Below are 19,759 nucleotides of genomic sequence, written 5' to 3'. Positions count from 1 at the left end.
TGTGCGTGGGATGATTGTTATGGCGAAGCTCGATTGACCAGCAATGGATGGCCTTCGGCAGTCTCGGGGGAGGGGAGTTTATGGATCTGGCCGACTTCCACTACTACGAGCCTTCAAAGGGCCACGGGCTCCGACATAATCCATTCAATGCGATTGTCGCGCCGCGTCCGATTGGTTGGATTTCGTCACGCAATGCGGCTGGTCAACTGAACCTCGCTCCATACAGCTTCTTCAACGCGTTCCTCTACGACCCTCCGATAATCGGATTTTCCTCAATTTCCTGGAAGGACACCGTCAAGAACGCCAGCGAGACCCGCGAATTTGTTTGGAATCTGGTTACGATGGATCTGGGCGAGCGCATGAACAAGACGGCCGCGCCCCTCGATCACGGTGTAAGCGAGTTCGAAACGGCAGGGCTGACGCCAATCCCCGGGCGCCACGTAGCGGTGCCGCGGGTAGGCGAGAGCAGGGCCGCTATGGAATGCAAGGTCGTCGAGGTCTCTCAGTTGGCGAATGCGCGCGGTGAGAAGGTCGAAGGATGGTTCGTACTCGGCGAGGTCGTCGCAGTATACATCGACAAGTCTTTGATCGAGGACGGCGTCTACAACACGGCACTTGCGCGTCCCATACTGCGCGCCGGCCGTGGTGGTGATTACCTCGAGGTCAAGACGGAGAACATGTTCGAGATGCCGCGCCCGCCAGGCAGTAGCAAACCGGAGTTCCATGGCAGCTAATGTGGAACAGGTGACCTCAGGCCCACGCGTACAGGACAAGTGCGAGCAGTGAAAACGCGCTCAACACGACGCCGAGCGCGAACATTGCTTCATGCGACACCGTGGCTGCAAGCCATACGCCGATTGCGGCGTTCATCATCTGCCAGAAACCCAGCAGCGCCGAGGCTGCGCCGGCCTTCTCCCCAAATGGAGAGAGCGCCCGCGCGGTGGCCAGTGGACTAACGACGCCCATGCCGAGGAGAAATACGCACATCGCGCCCAGAAACGGCAGAAAAGTCGGGCTGATCATTGAGATGAGCAGTACCGCAACGCTGCTGGCGGCCGTTGCCCACAGTCCTGCCCGGATCGGGCGATCGAGGCCGTAGCGTGGTGCCAATTTCGTCGCCAGCATGCCCGCGGTGAATACGATAAAGACGGTACCGGCGAAGAAGAGGCCGAGCTGGATCGGCGTGAAGTGCAACGCTTCGATGAATAAGCGCGGTGCAGCCGAAAACATCGAGAACAAGCCGCCTATGATCAGGCTCGCCGTCGCAGCTGGAATAGCGAAGCGACGATCGCCAATCAGGCCAATATAGGTCCTGGCGATGGCGACCGGATTGAGCGGAGTGCGGGTGGAGTTGTGGGTTTCGCCGAGGACGATGCCGTAGCCAATGGCGCCAGCTCCGGCAAACGCCGCGACAAAAGCGAATTCGGAGCGCCAGCCAAAACTGTGATCGAGTGCGCCGCCCAGCAGCGGCGAGAATCCGGGGGCTGCTGACATTGCGATCATGATGATAGCCATCGCGCGTGCCAGCGCCGGCCCACTGAACATGTCGCGGGCGATGGCGCGAGACAGCACGGACGTCGCGCACGCGCCAGCAGCCTGCACGACGCGGCCGGCCAAAAGGTTAGGCAGGTCGTTTGCCAAACCGCACCAGACGCTGCCGCCGATGAACACGGCAAATCCAGTCAAGACTGGCCAGCGCCTCCCGTAACGATCCGAAATCGGTCCGACCAGGAGTTGGCCTATGCCGAACACAGCAAGAAAGACGGTGATGGCGGATGTGACCGCCGCGCTGGTGACATTCAATGAGATCGCAATCTGTGGCAGCGACGGCAGCAAGATGTTGGTCGCGAGCGTTCCCATCGCGGCCAGGACGGAAAGAACTGCGATCGCCAGGCCGCTGGAGACGGGAACGTCCCTCGGCACGCTTTTGGTCGTTTGGCACTGGCCAGCCATGGGAACTTTCGCGCTGATTGGATAGGCAGATCACAAGGCGGCGAGTGACGCGGTTCGCGCCGCTCGCCGAGCCCTTTCTGGTCGGATCGGCTGTGCTATCTGCGGACGACGCGCTCGATCGCGATGGCGGTGGCTTCACCGCCACCGATGCAAAGGGCTGCAACTCCGCGTTTGAGGTTCTGCGCCTCCAGCGCATGCAGCAGCGTCACCATCAGGCGCGCGCCGGTGGCACCGATTGGATGACCGAGCGCGCAGGCGCCGCCATTGACGTTCAGCTTCTCCCTGGGGATGCCGAGATCCTTCTGTGCGGCCATCGCCACCACGGCAAAGGCTTCGTTGATCTCGAACAGATCGACATCGCCGACGCTCCAGCCAACCTTGTCCAGCAGCTTGCGAATGGCCGGGATCGGGGCGGTGGTGAACCATTGCGGTTCCTGGCTATGGGTGGTGTGGCCCTTGATCTCGGCCAGTACGGGGAGGCCGTCGCGATCCGCGAGCGAGCGCTTTGCAAGAATGAGCGCCGCAGCGCCATCGGCATTGGCGGAGGAGGCGGCCGGCGTGATGGTGCCGTTGGCGCGGAACGCGGCTTTCAGCCCGGGGATCTTGGCGGGATCGACCTTGAGCGGGTGCTCGTCATTGGCGATAATCCGCGGCCCGGCCTTTTCGGTCAGTGTGATCGGCGCGATCTCGGCTTTGAATGCGCCACCCTCCACGGCCTTGCGGGCGCGGGTCAAAGTCTCCATCGCGTAGGCGTCCTGATCTGTCCGGGTGAACTGATAGGCTTCCGCGGTGGCCTCACCGAAATCGCCCATCGAGCGGCCGGTCTCATAGGCGTCCTCCAGCCCGTCCATCATCATGTGATCGATGATCCGGTCATGGCCGGCGCGGTAACCGCCGCGTGCCTTAGCCAGCAGATAGGGCGCATTGCTCATGCTCTCCATGCCACCCGACAGTACGATCGAGGCTGAGCCCGCATTGATGATGTCGTGGGCCAGCATGGTCGCCTTCATGCCGGAACCGCAGACCTTGTTGACGGTTGTGGCGCCGGTGGCATCAGGCAGTTTGGCGCCGCGGGCGGCTTGGCGCGCCGGCGCCTGGCCTTGTCCGGCCGGCAAGACGTTGCCCATGAAGACCTCATCGATCCGCTCGGGCGCCAGCTCGGCCCGTTCCAGCGCCGCGCCGATCACGTGGGAGCCGAGCTTGTGGGCGCTGAGAGGCGACAACTCGCCCATGAAGCGGCCGAGTGGCGTCCGAGCGGCGGAAAGGATGACGACGGGGTCGGAAGCGGTGGCCATGGCGATCTCTCCTGTTGATAGGTGTTGTTATATGACGATAGTCATATAAGATAGCCAGCATTGCAATGAAATGTTGCCGCGAACTTCAAGGAAGCGCGTTCCAGAATTGCTTTGGGGATGGGGACGGGTTGTGCAGCCGATCACCTTAGGACCTTGCACGGAGTGGCGATGCGATACGTAGAAGACCACAGGCGTCAAACTCGCGATCGAATCGTTGAAAATGCCTCCTACGGTTTGCGCCAAAGGGGCGCGGAGGGGCTCAGTGTTGTCGACTTAATGAAGCTCGCGGGTCTCACGCACGGCGGTTTCTATAATCATTTCGATTCGCGTGCCGCGCTTGTCAGCGAGGCGATCGCCTTTGCCATGGACCAAACGACTGAGCGATGGAAAAAACTGGCGACCGGGAAAACCAGCAGGGAACGCTTCGAGGCCTTGATCGCCGATTATCTTAGTCTCAGGCATCGCGACAATCCTAAACACGGTTGCGCGCTTCCAACCCTAGCCGTCGATGTCGCGCGGTCGAGTCCGAGCGAGCAGCAGGCCCTGGCTTCCAAACTGGAGAAGATGATCGATGCCCTTGTCGAGTTGCTTCCCGGTGAGCCACCTGGACAGGCCCGCCAGATCGCGACAGGGGCTATCGCAACCCTGGTGGGATCGATCGTGCTGTCGCGTGCCGTCGGCGCGGGAAAACTTTCCGACCGCATCCTCGATGCCGGACGCAAGACCGTAGGCGGCCGGACTCGAAAGCCGCAACGAAGAACAACGAGGGCGACGCACTGCGAAAAATCATAAACGTAAGGGAGGTCACCATGACGGCCGGAAAATGGCCAAGACAGCCTGCAACCTACTGCGGGAACACCTTACCACAAGAATGTCGCGGTTCGTCTGGCCCTGGTATCTGCGCATGAGGCTGCCTCCCACCAGTTGCAGTCCGAGCGAATTCATATGAGAGCGGCGGGACAATTGCTCGAAGGGAGCGTCAAATGACAGGGAAACCGATCGCGATCGTGACCGGGGTAGGGCCGGGCACTGGAGCTGCCATCGTCAAGCGCTTCTCTGCCGGCGGGTTTCGTATCATAGCGCTTGCTCGGTCAACCGATCTCATCAATCGTCTTGCGCAAGAGCTTCCCGACGTGCATGCGGTGACCTGCGACGTCTCAGACGAGAGTCAGGTGCGGACGGTGGTCGCTGACGCAAAGCGCCGTTTTGGCGCGGCCGAAGTTCTCATCCACAACGCGGTCGGAGGGGGATTGGGGAGCTTTCGCGAGATCGATCCGAAGATGCTGAAGGGCAACTTCGAGGTCAACGTCATGGGCCTGTTGTATCTGTCGCGCGAAGTGGCTCCTGACATGATTGCTCGCGGTCAGGGTGCCATCCTGGTGACCGGAAACACGTCGTCGATCCGGGGTAAGGCCAATTTCGCCGGCTTCGCTCCGACAAAGGCGGCTCAGCGCATATTGGCCGAGTCGATCGCACGGGAAATGGGGCCTCTCGGCGTGCACGTGGCCTATCTTCTCATCGACGCTGTGATCGACACGCCCCGGATGCGCGCACGCATGAGCGACAAACCGGATGAATTCTTCATCAAGCCTGCTGCCATCGCCGACGAATTGTACCATCTCTACGGCCAGGACCGATCGGCGTGGTCATTTCTAACGGAACTGCGACCATTCCGCGAAAACTGGTGACACCTGGCCGATGAGAAACGCGGTTGCGGCTGGATTACGCGCTTATCATTTCAGAGCGCCGCAGATGCTGAACCTGAAAGGTCAGAACCATGACGGATGAGTCAATCTCGGTTGATACAGGGACGGACGAACTGCTGTGCGTGATCCGGGATCGCGTTGCCGTGATCACCTTGAACCGGCCCGAGGCGCGAAATTCGCTGTCCGATCATCTCACGCCGGCGTTGCGTCGGATGATCAAGCAGAGCGGTGACGATCCGGATGTCGGCGCGCTGCTGATTACCGGTGCAGGCAGCGCTTTCTGTTCCGGAGGCGACGTTAAGGGGATGGGCGGCAGTTCGGCCGCACCGGCTATGTCATTCAGCGACAAGGTTGCGCGACTGAAGGAGCGTCAGCGAACGCTGACCGGCGTACTTGTCTCTGTGCGCAAAACCACCATCGCGGCCCTGCCGGGACCGGCGGCTGGCGCTGGGCTTGCGATCGCGCTCGCCTGCGATATTCGTATCGCGGCTGAATCCACCATCATGACGACTGGTTATGCCAGAATTGCGCTCACCGGCGATTACGGCATTTCGTGACTGTTGACCCGGCTCGCCGGGACGGCGCGTGCCCGCGAACTTATGTTCCTGTCCGAACGGATCGATGCGCGCCGTTGCGAAGCACTGGGGTTGGTAAATCGCGTGGTGCCTGATGTCGACCTGCAGTGCGAAGCATTTGGGATCGCGAGAACGTTGGCGAATGGTCCGGCGAGTGCGTTTGCCTCCATCAAGGATAATCTCGACCTTGCTTTGTCGGCTGACTTCCTGAGGTCATTGGACCATGAGCCGAGAAGATGATCCTCGCGGCGAGGACCGCGCAGCATACCGAGGCGGTGCGCGCCTTCATCGAGAAACGCGCTCCTAATTTCAGGTGAGGCTGATCGAGTCACTGAAGAAATAGATTGCCGGCCACCAAACGCACGCGAGCAAGCAACATGACTCAATCCAACCGCGAGACCCAACCTTTACAGGACGTCGCACTCGTTGTCGGCGGCGGTCCGGGCATCAGCTCGAGTTGCGCCCGGCTTTTCGCGGAAAACGGCATGCGGGTCTGCGTCGCTGCCAGGAATCCCGACAAGGCGGCCCTTGAGACGCTCGAGAAGACGCATGACGTGCGCCGATATGCCTGCGATGCCAGCGAACCGGCAGCTGTGGCGCAGCTGTTCGGAAATGTTGTTCGAGACGTCGGAACGCCGAGGCTCGTCGTGCACAACATCGATGGCCGCGTTCCCGGCATTTTTCGCAAGGGCGTTATCGAGGCCGACCCAGTCTTGGCGCTCGAAACACTTCGAAACTCGGCCTTCAGCGCGTTTCTGGTCGGTCAGCAGGCAGCTCGACTCATGCTGGGAAACGAACCCGACGCCAACGGCGCGAGAGGAACGATCATCTTCACGAACGCCAGCGCGGCGCTCAAAGGCTTCCCATCAAGTGGCGCCTTTGCAATGGCATGTCAGGCCAAGTCAGGACTGGCGCAAAGCATGGCAAGAGAGCTGATGCCGCAGGGGATCCACGTTGCGAATGTGCCGATCGACGCCGCGATCGGCTGGACCCAGGAGGACGGGACCCGCGCGCACCGGCTGGCGGGAACGACCGTCGACGACAACATGGCCGACCCCGTCCATATCGCGAAGACCTATCTTCAGCTTCATCAGCAGCATCGGTCGACTTGGGCGTTCGAAGTCGTGCTCCGACCGTGGGTAGAGAAATGGTGATTGCCAGCTCTAGCAGTATCCGTGGCGATTAATGCCGCACTGGTATAGCGACGACGCGCTTGTTGCGAGCCGCTAACGAACTACGCCGCCTCTGCCGTTCGCGGTTTGCCTGAACGCGGCGGCCGAATGTACGCCAAGCCTCAACAGGGGCCTCTAGAATCTGCGCGCGCAAAGCAAGCATTCACGCAGGACCGGCAGATTCTAACGAGCGCTGATTGCCGCGACTGTGCGTTTCAACGAGCAGGGCGCGCTTTCTGAAGCGCGTCTTATCCCACTGATTTCTCCGAACGATTTGCGTCTAGAACAACAAATTCCAAATTGGAATTAGTAGTATACGCTCGGAGATCCGTGCGCCTAACACAAGGGTCGATCTGTCAGGCTTGACAGTTCTATTTTAGAACTATTTACTTGCCCGGCCGATGGAAGTGAAGGAGCGAACCCGCCGATTTGAAGGCGGCCGCGCAGCACTCCCGAAAACAAGGCGCGAGGAGGATGGCATGAGGAGCGTGGACGATATCACGGCGGCCGAGCTGCTGGACGGCCTGCCGTCCAGGGTACACGAGGTCTACGCGCCGTTCGTGCGGGACATGCCGGATCATCCGGCCTTCGTTGAAGGGGGGCGTTCGTGGAGCTACCGGCAGTTCTCGGAAGCTGTCGACGCCGTGGCGAAGAACCTTTCCGATTTGGGGATCGGGCCGGGCGATCGCGTAATGATCGCAAGCGAGAACAGCGTGGCCCTGGGGGCGATGCTCTTCGCGGCGAGCAAGCTCGATGCTTGGGGCATTGCGGTTAATCCGCGCCTCTCCGCCAGGGAGATCGATCTGATCGGGACGCACAGCGATGCTAGACGCGTGCTGTTCAACGCGGCACTTTCCAAGGAAGCTGCCGATCACGCCAGCCGCGTCGGCGCCAAAATAGACGCTGTGGGACAGTTCGGTGGAATCGGCATTGGTCCTCTCAATGCGGATGCGCAAGCGGAGCCCGTCGAGAAGGATGGCGCCCTCCAGGTCGCAGGCCTCTTGTACACCTCGGGCACGACCGGTGCACCGAAGGGGGTCATGCTGAGCCACCGCAATCTGCTATTTACCGCAAGGACTTCAGGAATTCTTCGCAATAGCGGCCCGACGGACCGCATCTACGGCGTGCTGCCGATGTCCCACATCGTCGGGTATACGATCCTGTTGATTGCCACGCTGATGCACGGCGGCACATTGTATGTCGTGGCGAAGGCCGATCCCGCCGCCCTGGCCCATGCCATCGCCGAGGAGGGGATTACGAGCCTGTTCGGTGTTCCCGCCACATATCAGCGTCTGCTCGAACACAAGGCGGTCAAGGGCATCCAGCGACTCGAGCGAGGCAAGCTGCGGACCATAGCCGTGGCCGGCGCGCCGCTCGACCTCGACCTGAAGAAGCGGATCGAGGACGAGTTCGGAATCCCGCTATTGAACAATTACGGCATAACCGAATGTTCGCCCGGCCTATCGGGTGTCCGTTCCGAACACCCAGTCTCGGACGATTCGGTCGGCCCCTTTCTTCCCGGTATTGAGCACCGGATTGTGGACAGGCAGGGCAAGAAGGTGGCGACCGGCGAAGTGGGCGAACTGCACGTCCGAGGTCCCAACGTGATGCTTGGCTACTATGGTTCACCCGGGCAGACGGCCGCGGCGATCGATAAACAGGGATGGTTCAACACAGGGGACCTCGCCCGGGTGAACAGCGAGGGGCATCTCTACATTGCTGGCCGGACCAAAGAACTCATCATTCGCTCCGGCTTCAACGTTTATCCCGCCGAGGTGGAGGCGGTGCTGAACGGACACGGCCAAGTCGTCCAATCAGCTGTGGTAGGACGACCAGTTGATGGCAACGAGGAGGTCGTCGCGTTCGTGCAGCTTCTCCGCGGCGCCAGCGTTAGCGCCGAAGACCTCAAGGCGTTTTCGGCCCAACAGCTCACGTCTTACAAGCGCCCGACTGAATTGATCGTGCTCGATGCGCTGCCCGCAGCCTCCACCGGCAAGATACTCAAACACAAGCTGCGAGAGATCGCGATCGAGCGGGCCGGGAAGGTGTCCGACGCCGCAACCGCGGTCTGAGTGATGCGCTGCAAGGAATGGAGCGAAGCCGCACCAGGAGCCGGTCGCCGACGCGTGATGAGTGATGAAAACCGTCGTCGGTCAAGGGAGGTATCGATGTTTAGGAAGTCCATACTGGCAGCCGCGATCGGCGCGACGATTATCGGCGCGAACGCGCGTGCGGAAACGCCCGGCGTCACAAGCGCCGAAGTGAAAGTGGGGGCGACGTTCCCGTTTAGCGGTCCCGCGTCGCCGCTCAGCAATACCGGGAAGGGTCTGGCCGCCTACATCAATTCGATCAACGAGCGCGGTGGCATCAATGGCCGCAAGATCAATCTCATCACCTACGACGATGCTTACAGTCCGCCCAAGACGGTCGAGCAGACCAGGAAACTCATCGAAAGCGATGAGGTGGCGTTCCTGTTCGGCCCGCTGGGTACGCCCGGCATCAGCGCCACCATAAAATACGCCAACGCGAAGAAGGTGCCGCATCTGTTCGTCGTGAGCGGGGTCACGAAGTTCACGAATTTCGCCGAATTTCCCATGACCACGACAGGGTTGCCGAGCTACGACACCGAGGGACGGATCTATGCCAAATACATCACCCAGACCCGTCCGGACGCGAAGATTGCCATTTTGTATCAGAACGACGACCTCGGTAAGGACTTCGTCAATGCATTCAAGGGCTATCTCAAGGACGATTTCGACAAGAAGGTCGTCGTGTCCTCCTACGAGGTGACCGAGCCGACCATCGACTCCCACGTCGTCTCGCTGAAATCATCTGGCGCAGATGCGTTTCTGGTTGCGGGCACGCCGAAATTCGCCGCACAAGCGATCAAGAAGGCCGACGAGATCGGCTGGAAGCCGCTCTTCCTGATCAACTTCGTTTCGAGCTCCGTGTCGTCGACCATCGTCCCCGCGGGGCCGGAGAAGGCCGTAGGCATCGTCGCCGCGACGATGACCAAGGATCCGAACGACAAGAAGTGGAACGACGATCCCGGCATCAAATGGTACCGCGATTATTTCGCGAAATACCTGCCGGGTGCGGACATTGGCGATAACAATTATCTGTTCGGGACCCAGCAGGGACAGATCCTGGAGCAGGTGCTCAAGCAGTGCGGCAACGATCTCTCGCGCGACAACATCCTCAAGCAGTCGCGAAGCATACGCAACTTGTCGCTTCCCACGCTGATACCGGGTGTTATCATCAACACGGGTCCGGAGAGCAGCATGGCCTACACGCAGCTACAGCTGCAGCGCTGGAATGGAACCACGTGGGAGCAATTCGGCGACGTCCTTAGCGCCAACGGAAAGTGAGCTCGCGCCATTCCACGATGTTGCGAAAACGGTAGGCTCGCGAATTTATCAACCGAATCATGGAGTGCGGATGTCCAGCGACGTTCTTTTCCGGCCTTTCAAGCTGAAAGGGCTGAACCTGCCGAACCGTGTCGTGATGGCGCCGATGACGCGCTCGTTCTCTCCGGGCGGCATTCCAACCGAAGACGTCGCGCAATATTACCGGCGCCGTGCCGAAGGCGCGGTCGGGCTGATCATATCGGAAGGCACGGGCGTGGATCGTCCGGCCTCCCTGAACGATCCGAACGTTCCCCGCTTTCATGGAGAGAAGGAGCTGGCCGGGTGGCGGCGTGTGGTTGACGAGGTGCACGCCGCGGGTGGCCTGATGGCGCCGCAGCTTTGGCATGTCGGCGCCGTTCGCACCCGTGCTCAGAATTGGTCTCCTCCCGGCGACTATGACAGCCCGTCCGGTCTGTCGCGACCCGAGAAGAAGTTCGGCGAGCCGATGAGCGAGGAGGACATCTCGGACGCCATTCGCGCGTTCGCCGATGCGGCGCTTGCGGCGAAGCGCTGGGGTTCGATGCGGTCGAATTGCATGGCGCGCACGGCTATCTGATCGATCAGTTCTTCTGGGAGGGCACCAATCGGCGCGAGGATGCTTACGGAGGCAGGGACCTGCCGGGCCGGGCGCGGTTTGCCGCTGATATCGTTCACGCGGTGCGCAAGTCCGTCGGCGCGGACTTTCCGATATTGCTCCGCATCAGCCAGTGGAAACAACAAGACTATGAAGTGAAGCTGGCCGATACGCCCCGCGCATTGGAGGCCTGGCTCAAACCTCTGGTCGAGGCGGGTGTCGACGTTCTGCATTGCTCGCAACGGCGGTTCTGGGAACCGGAGTTCGATGGCTCCGATTTGAATTTCGCCGGATGGGCGAAGAAGGTGACGGGAGTGCCGACGATTTCGGTGGGCTCGGTCGGTCTGACCGGCGAGTTCATTGCGGCATATGGCGGAGAAAGCTCCCGTCCCGCATCCTCGGCGAGCTGATCCGACGTCTCGATCGCGAGGAGTTCGATCTGGTCGCGGTCGGGCGGGCGCTGCTTCAGGATCCGCAGTGGCTCCTGAAGGTGCGTGACGGCCGGACGGAAGAACTGATGGCATTCGAACGATCCGCATTCTCTGAACTGAACTAAGCTCGCGACGAAAGGGTTTCACGGCAGGGCGATCGCGACCAATAGCGGTTATCAAAAGGTCTTGTAGCTAAGTGTTTCGGTGACTGTTCAAAGCTGCTGCCTGCAGCCCGGCCGACGGGGAAAACCTGCGTGTCGTCGCACAGTCGCCTGAAGCCATTCGGAGACTTGCAAATGAATGACACGAAGACCCAGGTTGGCCAGATCCGGACCGAGGTGCACGGGTATGTGTTCAAGATCATCATCGACAATGTGGCGAAGAAGAACTCCTTCAGCCCGCAGATGATGGCGCAGATTTCGGATGCAATGACGCTTCTCGACCGAACGGACGACTACTGGGTCGGGGTACTCTGTGCCGAAGGCCCTGATTTTACGGCCGGGCTGGATATGCCGAAATTCTTTGGACCGAAGGCCGAGAACACCGAGATCAAGGCCGGAAACATCGATGCGTTTGCGTTGAAAAGCCGTTGCCGCAAGCCGATTGTGACGGCAGTGCAGGGCATCTGTTTCACGATCGGTATCGAAATGATGCTGGCCGGCGATATCGTCGTTGCGGCCGATGACGCCCGGTTCTGCCAGATGGAGTCAAAGCGCGGGATCGCGCCGCTTGGAGGGGCCCACTTTCGCTATCTGACCCGGGCGGGCTGGGGAGATGCGATGTATCATCTGTTCCTGTGCGACGAGTTCAATGCGGCCCGAGCGCACAAAATCGGGCTTGTTCAGGAAGTCGTGGCTCCCGGCCAACAGGTTGCCCGCGCGATGGAGATCGCACAACTCATCGCGAAGAACGCTCCGATCGGCATTCAGGTGACGAAGGAAGCCGCATTGAAATATATTGAGGCGGGCGAGATAGCTGCGATCGATTACATTCCCAAGATCAAGGATCGCGTCTTCAGCAGCGAAGACATGAAAGAAGGCATCCAGTCTTTCGTGGAGCGTCGCTCGGCAGTGTTCCGCGGGAAGTAGAGATCCGCGGATCGCGACGTAACCGCGCAGCAGGACTTTGCCCACGAGCTTGAGGATTTGACTATGGGAAGCATCAAGAAGGCATTCGATCTCACCGGCAAGAATGCCCTCGTCACGGGCGGCTCCCGTGGCCTTGGGCTGCAAATCGCGGAGGCGCTAGGCGAGCAAGGGGCTCGGGTCTTGATTTCGTCTCGCAAGTCGCAAGACCTGGAAAAAGCCCAAGCGCACCTTGCCGGTCTCGGCATTAAGTCGGACTGGATCGCTGCGGATAATTCCAGGGACGAAGACGTCAAGCGGCTCACTGACGAAGCGATTAAGAAGCTCGGCCGGGTGGACATTCTGGTGAACAACGCGGGCGCAACCTGGGGCGCGCCGACCGAGGATCACCCGATCGAGGCGTGGGACAAGGTGATGAATCTGAACATCCGCTCGCTGTTTCTGCTCAGCCAACAGATTGCGAAGCACTCGATGATCCCCAATAAATATGGCCGCATTATCAACTTAGCTTCGATCGCGGGCCTGTTCGGAAGTTCGGGGGATATGCAGATGGTCGCCTACAATACGAGCAAGGGCGCTGTGGTTAATTTCACGCGGGCTCTGGCGGGTAGTTGGGGACGCTACGGAATTACGGCCAATGCTCTGGCGCCCGGCTTCTTTCCGTCGAGGATGACGAAGGGCACGATCGAAGCTGTCGGGGTCGAAAAGCTCGCCGCCGGCGCGCCGCTGAGCCGCATCGGCGACGAGGACGATCTGAAAGGCGCCGCGGTTCTCTTCGCCAGCGACGCCGGCAAGCACATCACAGGTCAGATCCTTGCAGTCGATGGCGGTCTGACTTCGGTCATATCGTCTTCATGAACTTTTCTCTCGTGCCGCTTTCGGTTTGGATATGCGCCCTTTTGCGGAATTTATTTGTTGTATGACGGTAATCACCTAAGCTGCGGCCTGTATCTTAGCTTACCCCGGAGCCGGCAATGCGTTACCCGAAAGACCACGGGCAGCAGACGCCCAGACGGATCGTCGAAAGTGCCTCCTATGGACTGCGTCAGAACGGTGCTGACGGCTTGAGTGTGGTCGACCTGATGAAGCTCGCTGATCTGACGCATGGCGGCTTCTACACCTACTTCAAGTCACGCGACGCCTTGGTCGTAGAGGCGCTCGCTTTGGCCATGGATCGAACCGTCGCCCATTGGCTGGATCTCACGCAGGGATTGCCTGCCGAAAAAGGATTTGACGCCGTCGTCGAGGCCTATCTGAGCCCTCGCCATCGCAACAATCGGGCCTGTGGTTGTGCACTTCCGGCGCTAGCCGCGGATATCGGACGTTCAGGCCACGAGGCGCGGCGTACGTTTGCAGGGAGGCTGGAGAAAATGATCGATATCATCGCCGGCTTGATCCCGAAGAGATCGCCATCAGATGCGCGACGGGCTGCCGCCGGCGCAATTGCCACTATGGTCGGTTCGATCGTGCTCGCACGTGCGGCCGGCGATAAGCGGCTGTCTGACGCCCTTTTGGAGGCCGGTCGGCAGGCCGTACGCAATCAGACCAGAAACACAACTGCTGAAGCCTCTCCAGCGGACCGAATCTGAGTTTCTCCTTCCGGGTCCATCGGACTCCACGGCAGCTTCGGCGTATCGGGCTTCAAACCACTTGATGCAAACGACGACTTGCAAAATGCAAGTCGTAGTGTAGCCTGCATTTCGCAAATCAAATGATGCGGTCGCAAGAGCCGCCGGCAAACAGGAGGCAGCTTTGTCCGAGGATGCGTTGGTGACGTGCGAACAGCGCGGCAATATTTCCGTTTTGACAATGGTTTATCGGCCGTACAACTTGCTCGGCCCCAAGCTCCTTAACGCGATTGTGGAGCAGGTGGAGGCAGCGCAAAGAGCAGGCAGCCGCGCCATCGTCGTCCGTAGCGGACTGCGGCATTTCTCCGCTGGTGCAGATCTGGATATCTTCGAGAAGCGGGTAGAGGCAGGCAGCGCAGATCATGGCGGTGAAAATCGGCGGCTGAACGGCGTCGAATTTCTGCGTTTCATGGAGCTGCTGCCGATCCCGTTGATCGCCAGCGTTCACGGCGTTTGCCTGGGTGGCGGTCTCGAGCTTGCGCTATCGTGTGATTACATTGTCGCGGCTTCTTCGGCGAAGATCGGTTCGGTCGAGGCGACACTCGGTCTGCATCCCTTACTGGGAGGAATCCAGCGTCAGGTGCAGCGTATCGGCGCGCAGCGCGCCAAGGAAATGTCAATGCTGGCTCGGCGCTACGATGCGCCAACGCTGGAGAAGTGGGGATTGATAAATCTCACTGTTCCGGAAGAGTCGTTGGAGACGGCGACGATGGCCATCGCAGAGGAGTTTGCGCAGGGCCCGACGGTGGCGCACGCCGCGACCAAGGAACTCGCGCATATCGCCGTCAACCAAGGCGTGGTGGCTGCGGACGAGGCGATGGCACGAGTACAGGCGCCGATATGGGCGTCGGAGGACCTCAAGACCGGTCTTGCGTCATTCCGCAAGAATGGCCCAGGTCTCGCAAAGTTCGCGGGGCGCTGAACATGAGTGGCCCCTTGAGTGGAATCCGTGTCGTCGATTTCTCCCGCGTGCTTGCTGGTCCGCTGTGCGCACGGACCTTGCAGGACCTCGGCGCCGAGGTCATCAAGATCGAACCGCCAAGCCCGGACGTTTCCCGCTTTGCGTTTCCATCGACCGACGGCATGTCGGGTTACTACGCTCAGCAAAATGCCGGCAAACGCAACGTAAGCATCAATCTCAATATCCCCGGCGCTTATGAGTTGACGCTAAAACTCTGCGACACCGCCGATATCGTGGTCGAAAATTTCCGCGCGGGCACCCTGAGTTTCTTCGGGCTGGATTACACTACGCTGTCGAAACGCAACCCCCGGCTGATCTACGCGTCGATCACTGGCTATGGCCAAGGGGGGCCCTGGCGGAGCCGGATGGCCTATGCACCAACCGTGCAGGCCGAAGCCGGCTTTACCGAAAACAGCGTTCGACACTATGGCAGCGCGCTGACGGAGCCGCGCACCGATAGCCTATCGCATGCCGACGTCTACGCCGGATTGCAGGCAGTAATTGCGATACTTGCGGCGCTCAACAGTCGCCAGAGGACCGGGCAGGGCCAGTATATCGACATTGCAATGGCGGCGACGCTGCTCGCGGTCAACGAACGCGCGCATGTCGATCTTTCCGATGACGACATTGGGGCCGAGCCTGCGGTGCTCGGCGCCACTGACTGCTCGTTCTTCACAGGGCCGCAAGGCGAACATTTCACGGTCGCGACCAGCATTATCGGCAGCCGGACCTTTCCGTCGTGGCTGCGCGCCATGCGTCGCGTCGATCTGATGGAAGATCCGCGGTTCTCCAGCGCTGCCGCGCGCCGCTTGAATTTCGGCGTGCTCCACCAGATCATCCAGTCTTGGATCCTGACCTTTCCGGATATGGCGACCCTCGACGCACAGTTCGATGAGGCCAAGATCGCCATGGGCGAGATCCGTTCCATCAAGGAGCTCACGGCATCGGAGTGGAGCGATTACTGGGGCGCCGTCCAACGCGTCCCTGATCGCAGCGGCGGCGAATATCGGTTGCCGGGCCGGCCGTGGCATTTTTCAGCAGAAGAGTTGACACCGATTGGAACGCCCGCCTTTCAGGGCGAGCATAATTTCGCGGTCTTCAGCGAACTGGGGGTCAGCGAGGTGGAATTGAAACGCTTAAGCGAAGCGGGCGCGCTCGTTTCGCATCGGCGTGCGCTGGAGTCAGACATCGTCGCCAAGCCGGAAGCCGAGCCGGGGCAGGCGGCCTGATTAGAAACGCCGAAGGGCGCACTGGACATACGCGAATCCCGCTCAATATGGTATGAGCTGAGTTCGGGGTTGAAAGAGCTATGTCCAGTGTGAAGCGGAGCCGTCTTGCAAACAAGGAATGTTCCATGGCGCGCGCCATGGAAGTCGTCGGCGACCGCTGGTCCATCCTGATCCTGCGCGAGGCCTATTACGGCGTGAAACGCTTCGACGAGTTTGAATACTATATCGGGATCGCCCCCAATATCTTGAGCACCCGGCTGAAGAAGTTCATTGATGCCGGCGTCATGACGCGGGTGCCGCTGGCTGAACACGCCGGGCGATACGAATACGTTCTGACCGAGAAAGGACGCGATTTCTTTCCGGCCTATCTCGCGCTTAAGAAATGGGGTGACGACTGGTTGGCGGAGCCCGCAGGGCCGCAGGTCGTGTTCCGCGAACGCGCCGGACGACCGATCGAATATCCGGCATTGCGGACGAGCGGCGGCAAGCCGTTGCGGCTTGAGGACGTCGAGATCGTTGCCGGCACAGGTGCTGTTCCATTCAACCGCAAGCGATTTGGTGGCGATGCCGCCGATCGTGCTGCGGCCGGCCCTAAGGCGCCGGTTTCACGACGCAAGCGCAAATAATGCGCGCCGGGTCTCGATCCGGATCAGATTCGCACGGTATTCCGCCGAAGCGTAGCGGTCGGAGAGGCACTCGGTGGTCTCACTCAACAATTTTGCCGCCTGTTCGATGTTGTCCCGCGAAAGTGTCTTGCCGATCAGGAAATCGGAAGCGCGTTGGCCGGCGAAGGCGTGGTTCGCTGCACCGGTCACGCCGATGGAAATCCCGTCAACCGCCCCCTCTTGCAACCGCACGCCGACCGCGATTCCCACGACCGCAAAGCCGCTCGCGGGATGCCGGATCTTTCGATAGATGAAGTGCATGCCAGTCCTCGGCCGAGGGATATGGACGCTTACGAGAATTTCGTCCGGTTCCAGCACAGTCGAAAAGATATCGATAAAGAAGTCCCGCGCCGCCACCCTTCGGAGGCCATTCGGGCCCACGATCTCGATCTCTGCCTGAAGCGCCACCGCTACCGCCGGCCAGTCAGCCGCGGGATCGGCGTTCGCGAGCGAGCCGCCGATTGTGCCGCGGTTGCGCACCTGGGGATCAGCAATCAGGCTGGCAGCTTGGCGAAAGATCGGCAAGTCCCTGTATAGGGGCTCGGAATTCAACAGTTCGGCATGGGTGGCCAGCGCTCCGATCCTGATGCCGGTTTCGCTGATCTCGATTTCCTTGAGCTCGGAGATGCCGCCAATATCGACCAGCAGTTCGGGCGATGCCAACCGCAGCTTCAACGCCGGCAGCAAGGTATGGCCGCCAGCCAGAAGCTTTGTTCCCTCGGGATCGTCGCGCAACAGATCGATCGCCTGGGCAAGCGAAGATGCGCGAACATAATCGAAGGCTGCGGGGATCATTGGGACGCTCCCATGCGTGCTTGCTGCACCGCAGCCCAGACTCGTGGCGGCGTCAGCGGCATGTCCAGGTGTTTGATCCCGAACGGCGACAAGGCGTCGAGCACGGCGTGAACCATGCAGGGCGGGGCGGCAATCGAGCCACTCTCGCCGATGCCCTTGACGCCAATTGGGTTGGTTGGCGAGGGGGTTTGCTGGAATAGCGATCGGATATTCGGCACATGCTCGGCGCGCGGAACGGCATAGTCGAGCAGCGAGCCGGTCAGAAGCTGCCCATTGTCGGGATCGTAGCTGACCTCTTCATAGAGCGCTTGTGCGATGCCCTGCACGACGCCGCCATGGATCTGGCCGGCCGCGAGACGGGGATTGATCAGCGTGCCGACGTCGTCAATCGCGACATAGTCGAGGATATCGACGATCCCGGTCTCCGGATCGACCTCGACATAAGCGAGGTGGACGCCTGACGGCGAACCCATGCCGGTCGGGTCGTAAAACACCGTCTCATCAAGGCCGGGCGCGACGCCATCCGGCAGTTTATGCCCGACATAGGCCATGCGGGCGACCTTTGGGAAGGTTACCGGCGCGATATCGGTACCGGGCACGCTGAACGCGCCGGCCGAATAAGAAACGTCCTTCTCGTCCACTTCCAGCATGCCCGCCGCGATCTTCTTCGCCTTTGCGACAATTCGTTGCGAGGACACGTGCACGCTGGATCCGCCGACCGCCATCGAACGGGAATTGAAGGTACCGTGGCCGGCCTGTACCTGGCGCGTGTCACCCTGTACGATGTCAATGTCTTCAATCGGAATCTGCAACACATCGGCAGCGATCTGCGACAACGACGTGATATGGCCTTGTCCCTGGCTCATCGAGCCCGAATAGATCGTGGCTCGTCCGCTGGAGTCGATGCTGACCCGCGCGCTCTCCCAGCCGCCCCGGTCGAATCCGCTCACAGCCAACCGGCGTGATGGTGCCATCCCGCACATATGCGTATAGGCGGCGACGCCAATGCCCCGATAGATGCCGCTTCCGCGCAAGGCTTGGCATTCGCTGCGGCGGCCTTCATAGTCGAAGGCCGCGAGCGCCTTGTCGAGCAAGCCCTGGTAATTGCCGCTGTCGTACATGACGCCCGTGCTGCCGTAGGGCCGGTAGGGAAATTCCGTCGATTGAACGAAATTCTTCCGCCGCACTTCGACCTGGTCGAGCTTGAGGTGGCGTGCCACCGCATCGATCGCGCGCTCGGCAATATAAGCGCCTTCGGGCCGCCCATAGCCGCGATAGGCATCAACCGGCACGGTATTGGTCATGACGACGCGGGAAATTGCCTCATAGTTGTCTATCTTGTAGGTGCCGGTTCCAAAGTTGATGGTATTCACGGTCGGACCGCCGCTCGCCATGTTCGACAGGTAGGCGCCGACGTTGCCGAGGGTCTCAACCTTTAGGCCGAGAATCTTGCCGTCGTTCCTGAACGCGACCTCGATATTTTCCGTATGGGCGCGACCATGGCTGGTCGATTGGTGGCTCTCGGAGCGGCTCTCCCACCACTTGACCGGTGCGCCAAGTTCGCGCGCGAGATAGGGGCAGAGCAGGTCCTCCGGGTATAGATGCATCTTGGCGCCGAAGCCGCCTCCGATATCAGGTGCGACCACCCGCAATTGATGCTCGGGAATACCGACTGTCTCGGCGATCCAGCGTCGGTGCATGTGGGGAACCTGACTGCCGATATAAACCGTCAAGGTGCCGTCCGGCTCAGGCGAAGCAACGACCGCGCGCGTTTCCATGCAGGTGGGGATCAGGCGGTTGTTGACGACGCGCAGGCCGATGACATGATCGGCCTCGCGGGCGGCGTTCTGGTAGTCGCCGCCGCGTACTTTGTAGATCGTGGTGATATTGCCCGGAACGTTGTCATGGAGCTGCGGTGCGCCCTCCCGGATCGCGACTTCCTCATCGATCACGGCGGGCAGCACGTCGTACTCGACGTCGATCCTCCCGACGGCATCATAGGCTTCAGCCAGCGTTTCCGCGACGACCAGCGCCACGCACTCGCCGACAAAGCGGACGCAATCGGTCGCGACCGCCGAACGGAACGGCACGTTGCTGCCGGGAATGATCCAGTTCGGCACGATCGGGCCGATCTTGCCGGCGAGCGCCTTGCCGGACAAAACAAGGCGAACACCAGGTGCGATTTTGGCTGCTGACAGATCGACGTTTCGGATCTTGGCGTAGGCGTGCGGCGATCGCAGTACTGCCATATGCAGCATGCCCGGCAACCTGACATCATCGACG

16 protein-coding genes and 2 pseudogenes are annotated in these 19,759 nt (G+C 60.7%); 14 read left to right on the top strand and 4 right to left on the bottom strand.

Annotation, left to right across the window (positions count from 1 at the left end; translation table 11 throughout):
* Positions 1-80 precede the first annotated feature (80 nt).
* On the top strand, positions 81-734 hold the full coding sequence (locus CIT37_RS24965; protein WP_095425947.1) for a flavin reductase family protein: 654 nt from the start codon (positions 81-83) through the stop codon (positions 732-734).
* 16 nt (positions 735-750) lie between these two features.
* Here the strand turns inward: CIT37_RS24965 and CIT37_RS24960 are convergent, their stop codons facing one another.
* Both CIT37_RS24960 and CIT37_RS24955 read right to left on the bottom strand, forming a co-directional pair.
* Positions 751-1,953: a multidrug effflux MFS transporter gene (locus tag CIT37_RS24960; RefSeq protein ID WP_095425819.1), complete on the bottom strand. Its 1,203-nt coding sequence runs from the start codon at positions 1,951-1,953 to the stop codon at positions 751-753.
* Positions 1,954-2,048: 95 nt separating this feature from the next.
* Complete coding sequence (locus tag CIT37_RS24955; RefSeq protein ID WP_095425820.1) at positions 2,049-3,248, bottom strand: acetyl-CoA C-acyltransferase; 1,200 nt, start codon at positions 3,246-3,248, stop codon at positions 2,049-2,051.
* 168 nt (positions 3,249-3,416) lie between these two features.
* Between CIT37_RS24955 and CIT37_RS24950 the strand changes: the two genes are divergently transcribed.
* The 13 genes and pseudogenes from CIT37_RS24950 to CIT37_RS24890 all read left to right on the top strand — a co-directional run bounded on the left by CIT37_RS24950 (position 3,417) and on the right by CIT37_RS24890 (position 16,642).
* Entirely contained in the window at positions 3,417-4,040 is a 624-nt protein-coding gene (locus tag CIT37_RS24950) for a TetR/AcrR family transcriptional regulator (RefSeq protein WP_095425948.1), read from the top strand.
* A 191-nt stretch (positions 4,041-4,231) separates the two neighbouring features.
* Entirely contained in the window at positions 4,232-4,936 is a 705-nt protein-coding gene (locus CIT37_RS24945) for an SDR family NAD(P)-dependent oxidoreductase (protein ID WP_095425821.1), read from the top strand.
* Between the two features lie 89 nt (positions 4,937-5,025).
* Positions 5,026-5,846: pseudogene (locus CIT37_RS24940) on the top strand (enoyl-CoA hydratase-related protein).
* A 60-nt stretch (positions 5,847-5,906) separates the two neighbouring features.
* Positions 5,907-6,683 carry an SDR family oxidoreductase gene (locus CIT37_RS24935; protein ID WP_095425822.1) on the top strand — a complete coding sequence of 259 codons (777 nt, stop codon included), beginning with the start codon at positions 5,907-5,909 and terminating at the stop codon, positions 6,681-6,683.
* A 497-nt stretch (positions 6,684-7,180) separates the two neighbouring features.
* The gene (locus tag CIT37_RS24930) at positions 7,181-8,773 is read left to right on the top strand and encodes a class I adenylate-forming enzyme family protein (RefSeq protein ID WP_095425949.1); all 1,593 of its coding nucleotides are present in this window, start codon (positions 7,181-7,183) and stop codon (positions 8,771-8,773) included.
* A gap of 96 nt (positions 8,774-8,869) precedes the next feature.
* Positions 8,870-10,069, top strand: coding sequence for an ABC transporter substrate-binding protein (locus CIT37_RS24925; RefSeq protein WP_167456574.1), 1,200 nt, complete (start codon positions 8,870-8,872; stop codon positions 10,067-10,069).
* A 70-nt stretch (positions 10,070-10,139) separates the two neighbouring features.
* Positions 10,140-11,238: pseudogene (locus CIT37_RS24920) on the top strand (NADH:flavin oxidoreductase).
* A gap of 171 nt (positions 11,239-11,409) precedes the next feature.
* Positions 11,410-12,201 carry a crotonase/enoyl-CoA hydratase family protein gene (locus CIT37_RS24915; protein ID WP_095425823.1) on the top strand — a complete coding sequence of 264 codons (792 nt, stop codon included), beginning with the start codon at positions 11,410-11,412 and terminating at the stop codon, positions 12,199-12,201.
* 63 nt (positions 12,202-12,264) lie between these two features.
* Positions 12,265-13,056 carry an SDR family oxidoreductase gene (locus CIT37_RS24910; protein WP_095425824.1) on the top strand — a complete coding sequence of 264 codons (792 nt, stop codon included), beginning with the start codon at positions 12,265-12,267 and terminating at the stop codon, positions 13,054-13,056.
* Positions 13,057-13,172: 116 nt separating this feature from the next.
* Positions 13,173-13,787 (top strand): TetR/AcrR family transcriptional regulator, encoded by a 615-nt coding sequence (locus CIT37_RS24905; protein ID WP_095425825.1) that lies wholly within the window; start codon positions 13,173-13,175, stop codon positions 13,785-13,787.
* 163 nt (positions 13,788-13,950) lie between these two features.
* Complete coding sequence (locus tag CIT37_RS24900; protein WP_244611273.1) at positions 13,951-14,748, top strand: enoyl-CoA hydratase/isomerase family protein; 798 nt, start codon at positions 13,951-13,953, stop codon at positions 14,746-14,748.
* Positions 14,749-14,762: 14 nt separating this feature from the next.
* Entirely contained in the window at positions 14,763-16,016 is a 1,254-nt protein-coding gene (locus CIT37_RS24895; RefSeq protein WP_244611272.1) for a CaiB/BaiF CoA transferase family protein, read from the top strand.
* A gap of 125 nt (positions 16,017-16,141) precedes the next feature.
* Positions 16,142-16,642, top strand: coding sequence for a winged helix-turn-helix transcriptional regulator (locus tag CIT37_RS24890; RefSeq protein WP_095425828.1), 501 nt, complete (start codon positions 16,142-16,144; stop codon positions 16,640-16,642).
* Here the strand turns inward: CIT37_RS24890 and CIT37_RS24885 are convergent.
* Positions 16,622-17,476, bottom strand: coding sequence for an FAD binding domain-containing protein (locus tag CIT37_RS24885; RefSeq protein WP_095425829.1), 855 nt, complete (start codon positions 17,474-17,476; stop codon positions 16,622-16,624). The genes CIT37_RS24890 and CIT37_RS24885 overlap by 21 nt on opposite strands.
* A complete protein-coding gene (locus CIT37_RS24880; RefSeq protein WP_244611404.1) occupies positions 17,473-19,734 on the bottom strand; it encodes a xanthine dehydrogenase family protein molybdopterin-binding subunit in 2,262 nt (753 codons plus the stop codon). The genes CIT37_RS24885 and CIT37_RS24880 overlap by 4 nt, the downstream gene beginning before the upstream one ends.
* Positions 19,735-19,759 lie beyond the last annotated feature (25 nt).

Source organism: Bradyrhizobium ottawaense, assembly GCF_002278135.3.
GTDB classification, from domain to species: Bacteria; Pseudomonadota; Alphaproteobacteria; order Rhizobiales; family Xanthobacteraceae; genus Bradyrhizobium; species Bradyrhizobium ottawaense.
Note: the sequence above shows the minus strand (reverse complement) of the source record. Positions and strands in the feature narration are given on the sequence as shown.

Coding starts and splice junctions, on each gene's coding strand:
- CIT37_RS24965 (WP_095425947.1), top strand. CDS start 81: ATGGATCTGGCCGACTTCCACTACTACGAGCCTTCAAAGGGCCACGGG.
- CIT37_RS24960 (WP_095425819.1), bottom strand. CDS start 1,953: ATGGCTGGCCAGTGCCAAACGACCAAAAGCGTGCCGAGGGACGTTCCC.
- CIT37_RS24955 (WP_095425820.1), bottom strand. CDS start 3,248: ATGGCCACCGCTTCCGACCCCGTCGTCATCCTTTCCGCCGCTCGGACG.
- CIT37_RS24950 (WP_095425948.1), top strand. CDS start 3,417: ATGCGATACGTAGAAGACCACAGGCGTCAAACTCGCGATCGAATCGTT.
- CIT37_RS24945 (WP_095425821.1), top strand. CDS start 4,232: ATGACAGGGAAACCGATCGCGATCGTGACCGGGGTAGGGCCGGGCACT.
- CIT37_RS24935 (WP_095425822.1), top strand. CDS start 5,907: ATGACTCAATCCAACCGCGAGACCCAACCTTTACAGGACGTCGCACTC.
- CIT37_RS24930 (WP_095425949.1), top strand. CDS start 7,181: ATGAGGAGCGTGGACGATATCACGGCGGCCGAGCTGCTGGACGGCCTG.
- CIT37_RS24925 (WP_167456574.1), top strand. CDS start 8,870: ATGTTTAGGAAGTCCATACTGGCAGCCGCGATCGGCGCGACGATTATC.
- CIT37_RS24915 (WP_095425823.1), top strand. CDS start 11,410: ATGAATGACACGAAGACCCAGGTTGGCCAGATCCGGACCGAGGTGCAC.
- CIT37_RS24910 (WP_095425824.1), top strand. CDS start 12,265: ATGGGAAGCATCAAGAAGGCATTCGATCTCACCGGCAAGAATGCCCTC.
- CIT37_RS24905 (WP_095425825.1), top strand. CDS start 13,173: ATGCGTTACCCGAAAGACCACGGGCAGCAGACGCCCAGACGGATCGTC.
- CIT37_RS24890 (WP_095425828.1), top strand. CDS start 16,142: ATGGCGCGCGCCATGGAAGTCGTCGGCGACCGCTGGTCCATCCTGATC.
- CIT37_RS24885 (WP_095425829.1), bottom strand. CDS start 17,476: ATGATCCCCGCAGCCTTCGATTATGTTCGCGCATCTTCGCTTGCCCAG.
- CIT37_RS24880 (WP_244611404.1), bottom strand. CDS start 19,734: ATGCTGCATATGGCAGTACTGCGATCGCCGCACGCCTACGCCAAGATC.